The 6,459-nt window shown below is 64.5% G+C and carries 12 protein-coding genes; 9 read left to right on the top strand and 3 right to left on the bottom strand.

What is annotated here, in order from left to right; all coding sequences use genetic code 11:
• The 6 genes from Uis1B_RS12155 to Uis1B_RS11655 form a co-directional block, all read left to right on the top strand.
• A partial coding sequence (locus Uis1B_RS12155) for a hypothetical protein (protein ID WP_207763430.1) occupies nucleotides 1-206 on the top strand: 206 nt, incomplete at its 5' end.
• Between the two features lie 580 nt (nucleotides 207-786).
• Entirely contained in the window at nucleotides 787-1,182 is a 396-nt protein-coding gene (locus Uis1B_RS11675; protein ID WP_101618393.1) for a MobC family plasmid mobilization relaxosome protein, read from the top strand.
• 105 nt (nucleotides 1,183-1,287) lie between these two features.
• Complete coding sequence (locus Uis1B_RS11670) at nucleotides 1,288-1,599, top strand: FHA domain-containing protein (protein WP_243390370.1); 312 nt, start codon at nucleotides 1,288-1,290, stop codon at nucleotides 1,597-1,599.
• Nucleotides 1,596-1,877: a ribbon-helix-helix protein, CopG family gene (locus Uis1B_RS11665; RefSeq protein WP_101618398.1), complete on the top strand. Its 282-nt coding sequence runs from the start codon at nucleotides 1,596-1,598 to the stop codon at nucleotides 1,875-1,877. The genes Uis1B_RS11670 and Uis1B_RS11665 overlap by 4 nt, the downstream gene beginning before the upstream one ends.
• A gap of 172 nt (nucleotides 1,878-2,049) precedes the next feature.
• Nucleotides 2,050-2,652, top strand: coding sequence for a ParA family protein (locus Uis1B_RS11660; protein WP_101618397.1), 603 nt, complete (start codon nucleotides 2,050-2,052; stop codon nucleotides 2,650-2,652).
• Nucleotides 2,649-2,918, top strand: coding sequence for a hypothetical protein (locus Uis1B_RS11655; protein WP_101618396.1), 270 nt, complete (start codon nucleotides 2,649-2,651; stop codon nucleotides 2,916-2,918). Before Uis1B_RS11660 ends, Uis1B_RS11655 begins: the two co-directional genes overlap by 4 nt.
• A 65-nt stretch (nucleotides 2,919-2,983) precedes the next feature.
• On the opposite strand, the gene Uis1B_RS11650 is transcribed toward Uis1B_RS11655, so the two are convergent.
• The 3 genes from Uis1B_RS11650 to Uis1B_RS12150 all read right to left on the bottom strand — a co-directional run bounded on the left by Uis1B_RS11650 (nucleotide 2,984) and on the right by Uis1B_RS12150 (nucleotide 4,889).
• Nucleotides 2,984-3,286 carry an HTH domain-containing protein gene (locus tag Uis1B_RS11650; RefSeq protein WP_101618395.1) on the bottom strand — a complete coding sequence of 101 codons (303 nt, stop codon included), beginning with the start codon at nucleotides 3,284-3,286 and terminating at the stop codon, nucleotides 2,984-2,986.
• A complete protein-coding gene (locus tag Uis1B_RS11645) occupies nucleotides 3,283-4,194 on the bottom strand; it encodes a replication initiation protein (protein WP_243390369.1) in 912 nt (303 codons plus the stop codon). Before Uis1B_RS11645 ends, Uis1B_RS11650 begins: the two co-directional genes overlap by 4 nt.
• A gap of 521 nt (nucleotides 4,195-4,715) precedes the next feature.
• Nucleotides 4,716-4,889, bottom strand: coding sequence for a hypothetical protein (locus Uis1B_RS12150; protein WP_165782885.1), 174 nt, complete (start codon nucleotides 4,887-4,889; stop codon nucleotides 4,716-4,718).
• A 137-nt stretch (nucleotides 4,890-5,026) separates the two neighbouring features.
• Between Uis1B_RS12150 and Uis1B_RS12145 the strand changes: the two genes are divergently transcribed.
• The 3 genes from Uis1B_RS12145 to Uis1B_RS11640 all read left to right on the top strand — a co-directional run bounded on the left by Uis1B_RS12145 (nucleotide 5,027) and on the right by Uis1B_RS11640 (nucleotide 6,403).
• Complete coding sequence (locus Uis1B_RS12145) at nucleotides 5,027-5,197, top strand: hypothetical protein (RefSeq protein WP_165782884.1); 171 nt, start codon at nucleotides 5,027-5,029, stop codon at nucleotides 5,195-5,197.
• 92 nt (nucleotides 5,198-5,289) lie between these two features.
• Nucleotides 5,290-5,427 (top strand): hypothetical protein, encoded by a 138-nt coding sequence (locus tag Uis1B_RS12140; protein ID WP_165782883.1) that lies wholly within the window; start codon nucleotides 5,290-5,292, stop codon nucleotides 5,425-5,427.
• Between the two features lie 580 nt (nucleotides 5,428-6,007).
• Nucleotides 6,008-6,403: a MobC family plasmid mobilization relaxosome protein gene (locus tag Uis1B_RS11640; RefSeq protein ID WP_101618393.1), complete on the top strand. Its 396-nt coding sequence runs from the start codon at nucleotides 6,008-6,010 to the stop codon at nucleotides 6,401-6,403.
• The last annotated feature ends 56 nt before the right edge of the window (nucleotides 6,404-6,459 follow it).

Genomic DNA, 6,459 nt, shown 5'->3' with positions numbered 1-6,459 from the left:
TAGAACGGGATTCGGGAGGAACCGACCTGACGCATGGGACATGGCAGTTCAACCGAAAGGAGAGTGCCATGTCCATCGATTCCGTGCTGGCGCTGCTGGTCGTGCTGGCTGCGCCGATTCTGGTGCGTCGCATGCCGCGGCGTCGGGTGTTCGCGTCGTTCGTGCTGCTGGTCGCGGCGGCGACGCTGACGGCTCTGATCGGATAGTCGGATCCGCGTCCGGCCGTACCCGCCGCCCGACCCTGTTCGTCCGCGTGGGCGGACGAACAGGCGACGGTTCCGAGTGACGATCATCACGGGAACCGGCACCCGGAAAACGGAGCCGGAACCGACCGCGAACAGAACGAGAAAGGAGCTTCGAATTGCCTCGATCATCAACGCCGCACGTCGCCCGAAAAGAGCCCCGACATCGTGTCGGAACAGCGACGATCAGAAGTACAGCCAGCATTGCATCCGTGGCCACGGATGCGACTTCGCGCGTTCGCGCGCAGTCCTGTCCGGGAGACCCGGGCCCCGTAGTCGGCTGCGCCTCCGAGGGTTCCGCGGCGCGCGGAACCCTGTGTTCGGCCGTCGCCGGTCGCGTGTCCGCGGGGCTGGTCCGGCGTGGTTTTCGTGTCCGTGCGGGCGTCGTGCCGGGGCTGTTCGCGCGTCGTCGTCGTGCTGGTTTCGGGGTCGGTCGGACGGTTTTTCCGGTCCGTTCGGGTGTCGTTGCCGTGGTCGCGGCGGGATCGGATCGGGGTCGGTTCGAGGCCGGTTCCGGCTTGTTTTCGTGCGGGATGGTGGCGTGATGGGCGGCTGGCTGGAGGGTCGCAGACGCAACGTCTGCCGCAAGATCATGTTCACTCGGGAGGAGTGGGAGCGGGTCGAGGCGAGGTGGGACGCGTGGCGGTGGACGGACCTGCACGGCGAGTCCGCGCGCTTCTCCGATTGGGCGCGGCGCAAGCTCACGGACGGCAAGATCACCCAGCTCGTCGTCATGACCGACCCCGCGGCCATCCGGTCCGAGCTCGCGGCGATCGGCAACAACGTCAACCAGATCGCCCGCACGGCGAACACGTACCACACCGTCTCCGAGGCGCGGATCCGCGAGGTCCTGGCCGCGCAGCGGCGCATCGAGGACCTGTTCCAGACCATGAGCGACGACTACCACAAACGTCTCGACGAGACGGAGGAGGAGCGGTAACCGGGCGCGTATCACCCGCGTGTCACCGTGATATTACCGTCGTGACACACGAGGTATCACCCCGGTAACACCACGATGGGCCGATGGTGTTACCGCGGTGTTACGATGGGAACACCACGATGGCCGGAACTGATCGGAGGAGTGACCGTGAGGATCTACGTGCTGCCGCGCGTGCATGAGCGGCACCCGGAACTGACCGAGAAGGACGTCGTCACGGCGTTCCGCAGCGTCATGACCGACGCGCGCCGGGAGAACGGCACATGGGTCGCGATCGGCCTCGACGGGCACGGCCGGGACGTGGAGATGGTCTACAAGCAGGTCGGCGACGACGTGCTCATCTACCACGCGATGACCCCGCCCACGAAAAAGACCATCAAGGAGATCAACGGCCTGCGAGGGGAACGGAGGAACCCATGAGCGACTTCAGCGAACGTGACCGGCAGCTGCTGCGCCGGTTCGGCATGACCGAGGAGCAGGTCGAGGCCGACGCGGAGCGGATGGAGAGCGAGACCGCCGACCACGGCATCACCGGCCCCGTCTACCACGGTCTGCACATGATGCCCGACCACGGCGAACGCATGGTCAGCGTCACCGTCAAGATGCCCGCCAGCCAGCTCGAACGGATCACGGCCTCGGCGAAGCGCTACCACATCAGCCGCAGCGAATACATGCGCCGCAGACTCGCCGACGCCTAGCCGATCCGCGACCGCCATCGCGGCCCGCACCGACACCAATAAATAAATATTTATAGATAAATATTTATTGGAGAATGAGGACTATAGTCCGCAATGCCCGGCGTTTCCCTCGAACGATCACTGCTATCCTATAAATAAATATTTATAGATAAATATTTATGGAAGGGGAGTCATGATCATCGGGGTGCTGAACATCAAGGGCGGGGTGGCGAAGACCACCACGGCGATGGCGCTGGCCACGGCCGCGACCCGCGACGGGCTGGACGTGACGGTGCTGGACGCCGACCCGCAGGGCACGGCGACGATGTGGGCCGACGCGGCCGCGGACGCGGGCGAACAGCTGCCGTTCGCGGTGGACAGCGCGAACCGCGCGCAGATCGAGCGCATGCGCGCCAGAAGGCCGGACGGCGACGGCGACCTTCTGGTGATCGACTGCCCGCCCAACGGCGACGTGCTCAGCGAGACGATCCGCACGGCCGACTTCGTGGTGGTCCCCTCGACCGCATCGCCGATCGACCTCCAGCAGACCACGCGCACCTGTCTGGCATGCGAGGACGCCGGCCGCGACTACGGCGTCCTCATCGTCATGGCCAGACGGGCCACGAACTCGCTGAAGGAGTTCCGCGAGGCGCTCGAGGAGGCCGGAGTGGGCCTGTTCAACACGGAGATACCGTTGCGGGAGGGCTTCAAGGCCGACTTCGGCCACCGGTTCCGCAGCAACCTGCACGGCTACGAGGACGCATGGAACGAGATCAAGGAGGAAATGGCGTCATGAGACGATCCAAGCGACTCAACATGAGAATCATCCCCGTCGAGACCGAAAAGGCCGACGAGGCCCGGCCCGCGTTCGACATCATGGACGCCCAGGACAACCGGGCGCGCGGCGACGGCGACATCCCCAAGGTCATGACCACGTTCAAGATGGAAGCCGAGCTCAAGGCCGAGCTCAACGCGTATTGCAGGGAACGGGGGCTGCGCATCGGCGACTGGATCAATGGGGCCGTGCGCGAACGCCTCGACCGCGAACGCCGCGGACTATAGTCCGCAAACACCATCCCATATATAAATATTTATAGAAAAATATTTATGAATATGGGATGGGCGTCTCATTCGTCGGGTCCGTCCAGCTCGCGGCGGGCCCGTTCCTCGGCCCGCTCCTTGCGGGCCCGATACGCCCTCAATCTCGCGGCACCGATGCTCAAACCGAAGTGTTCGGCGGTCTGCGGCCACGTATGGCCCTCGTCGTCGTGGTAGGCGCGCACCGCCTCGCGCATGGTCGCCTGCTCATCGAGCCAATCCTGACGTGGGACGGCCACCAGATTGCGGATGGTCCTCTCCGACACGCCCAGCCGCTCGGCCGCCTCCTTGGCGGTAACGCGGCGGCGCTTCTTTGTCTCCAATGCGGTCATAGCGCCAGCACCTCGTCTTTCAGTTGCTCGATGGATTTGTTGTTGCGTCTCGCGGTTCCGGATTTCACTCCGCCTATCTTGCCGCCTTTTTTGCCTCGGTAGCTTTGGATCGTGCTGAACACGGCGGCGTTGACGGCCGCGCCGTCGCACCACATGCGGCTCTGCGTGGTGATCCACTTGTGGATGCTCTTGGCGATCTGGTTGACCTCGCGCACGGGCAGCGGGTCGGGGAAGCCGGCGTTGATCTCGTGGCACAGGCGGCGGATGTATTCGCGCAGCATGTCGCTGCTTTGTGGCGTGCGGTCGGGGATGCGCCGCACCTCGCGGTAGGCCTCGACGCGGGCGGAGCCGAACACGGTGCAGTTGCGTCCCAGACCGGTCGTGCGCGCTCTCTTGGTGCGCTTCCAGCTCTTCGGCGGCATGTCGCCGCTCGCCTCGAGCGCTTCCCGCAGCTCCTCGAGCCCGTAGGTCTCCTCGCGGACCAGTTCGCTGTTCCATGCCGGGTGCAGCGGGTTCTTCATCAGATGGCCCGTGTAGGCGGCGTCGCCGTCGCACGAGCGGCGCAGGCCCTCGGTCACGGCGTTGGCCAGGGCGATCGGCTTGCGGCGCGAGTACTCCGTGGTCGGCACGGGGCTGGTGAGGACCCATCCGGCGTGCACGTGCCCGTTGGCCGGGTTCTCGGCGAGGAAGTTCGGCAGGAAGCCCTGATGGTCCCACAGGGCCATCTGGCGGCCGTCCTCGTCGTCGATGTCGGCGACGAGCAGGTTGCACAGCGTCGCCGGGTTCGGCTCGATCAGGCGGCGTTTCAGCGCGTCCTCGCGCGGCCGCCGGCGCTGCTCGTCGTACCGGTCGCAGCACCGGGGCCGCATGGGCAGGTACCAGCGGAGAAAGGCGTCCGACAGGGCCAAAACCGGGGCCTCCTGTCTGGTGTGGGACGGGGACATTGGCATGGAAAAAAGCATACCGCGAGTATGTACAGTGTACAAGTAGGCACGAAAACCAAGTCAGATAATTCAGAACAAATGCTGACTGCGCAGGTAGGCATGAACCGAGTCAGATAATTCAGGCTCAGAGCTAGCTCCCCCCGCAAAGCCACCTTTTCTTGCGCTGCGCTATACAAGCCCACTGCACCAACCGGGCCCGCCACCTCAAAATCCCACGAACTCGCCGTTCCCCCTCCCCCTTGATCCTCCGGTGTGCTTCGCTCCCCGATCAGGCAGAACGGTACAGGTATAGTATAGGTATATATATAGGCAGACCTGGCTTAGACATACTGCCATAAGGGCTAAGGGCACATGCTCATACCTAAATGACGATTTCTCATACCTAAATGACGAAATATAAATATTTATAGATGCGTTTCTATACCCGAATGACACCCCCTTGATGGCGAGTCGCTTTCCGTCAAGGGAGGTCGGCTTGGCTGGCTCTAGGCGTCGTCGTGTGGTTCGAGCGGTTCCGGGGCGGTCTCCCATGCCCGTCCCTCGAACGGCGTGACCTCGGCGCCGGGGAACCCGTTCTCGGCCTCCTCGTCCCACCGGTCCACCAGTTCGTCGGTGATCTCGGCGCCGTTCTCGGCGATGTACGTCGTTCTTCCGGTCATCGGCTCCTCCTTTCCGTCGCGGACCGTTCCCGTCCTCCGGCATCGAGCGTACGGATGGGCGGACAGGATTCCCCGGATCGGTCCGACGATGAAGGAAGCCGGGGAGTCATGCCCCGGACCGACGAAAGGAGACCCTCATGACCTCACCGACCAGGCCCGCCTACATCATCATGCCCGAGGAGCTGCACACCGAACTCAAGAGCTGGTGCGCGTCCCACGGCGTCACCATGACCGCCTACGTGGTCGATGCGGTCGAACGATCCCTGAGATGGGACAGGAACCTCGAAGCATCCACCCGCACCAAGTAATAAATATTTATCTATAAATATTTATAGAACGGGATTCGGGAGGAACCGACCTGACGCATGGGACATGGCAGTTCAACCGAAAGGAGAGTGCCATGTCCATCGATTCCGTGCTGGCGCTGCTGGTCGTGCTGGCTGCGCCGATTCTGGTGCGTCGCATGCCGCGGCGTCGGGTGTTCGCGTCGTTCGTGCTGCTGGTCGCGGCGGCGACGCTGACGGCTCTGATCGGATAGTCGGATCCGCGTCCGGCCGTACCCGCCGCCCGACCCTGTTCGTCCGCGTGGGCGGACGAACAGGCGACGGTTCCGAGTGACGATCATCACGGGAACCGGCACCCGGAAAACGGAGCCGGAACCGACCGCGAACAGAACGAGAAAGGAGCTTCGAATTGCCTCGATCATCAACGCCGCACGTCGCCCGAAAAGAGCCCCGACATCGTGTCGGAACAGCGACGATCAGAAGTACAGCCAGCATTGCATCCGTGGCCACGGATGCGACTTCGCGCGTTCGCGCGCAGTCCTGTCCGGGAGACCCGGGCCCCGTAGTCGGCTGCGCCTCCGAGGGTTCCGCGGCGCGCGGAACCCTGTGTTCGGCCGTCGCCGGTCGCGTGTCCGCGGGGCTGGTCCGGCGTGGTTTTCGTGTCCGTGCGGGCGTCGTGCCGGGGCTGTTCGCGCGTCGTCGTCGTGCTGGTTTCGGGGTCGGTCGGACGGTTTTTCCGGTCCGTTCGGGTGTCGTTGCCGTGGTCGCGGCGGGATCGGATCGGGGTCGGTTCGAGGCCGGTTCCGGCTTGTTTTCGTGCGGGATGGTGGCGTGATGGGCGGCTGGCTGGAGGGTCGCAGACGCAACGTCTGCCGCAAGATCATGTTCACTCGGGAGGAGTGGGAGCGGGTCGAGGCGAGGTGGGACGCGTGGCGGTGGACGGACCTGCACGGCGAGTCCGCGCGCTTCTCCGATTGGGCGCGGCGCAAGCTCACGGACGGCAAGATCACCCAGCTCGTCGTCATGACCGACCCCGCGGCCATCCGGTCCGAGCTCGCGGCGATCGGCAACAACGTCAACCAGATCGCCCGCACGGCGAACACGTACCACACCGTCTCCGAGGCGCGGATCCGCGAGGTCCTGGCCGCGCAGCGGCGCATCGAGGACCTGTTCCAGACCATGAGCGACGACTACCACAAACGTCTCGACGAGACGGAGGAGGAGCGGTAACCGGGCGCGTATCACCCGCGTGTCACCGTGATATTACCGTCGTGACACACGAGGTA

Source organism: Bifidobacterium margollesii (assembly GCF_002860355.1).
Lineage (GTDB): Bacteria > Actinomycetota > Actinomycetes > Actinomycetales > Bifidobacteriaceae > Galliscardovia > Galliscardovia margollesii.
Note: the sequence above shows the minus strand (reverse complement) of the source record. Positions and strands in the feature narration are given on the sequence as shown.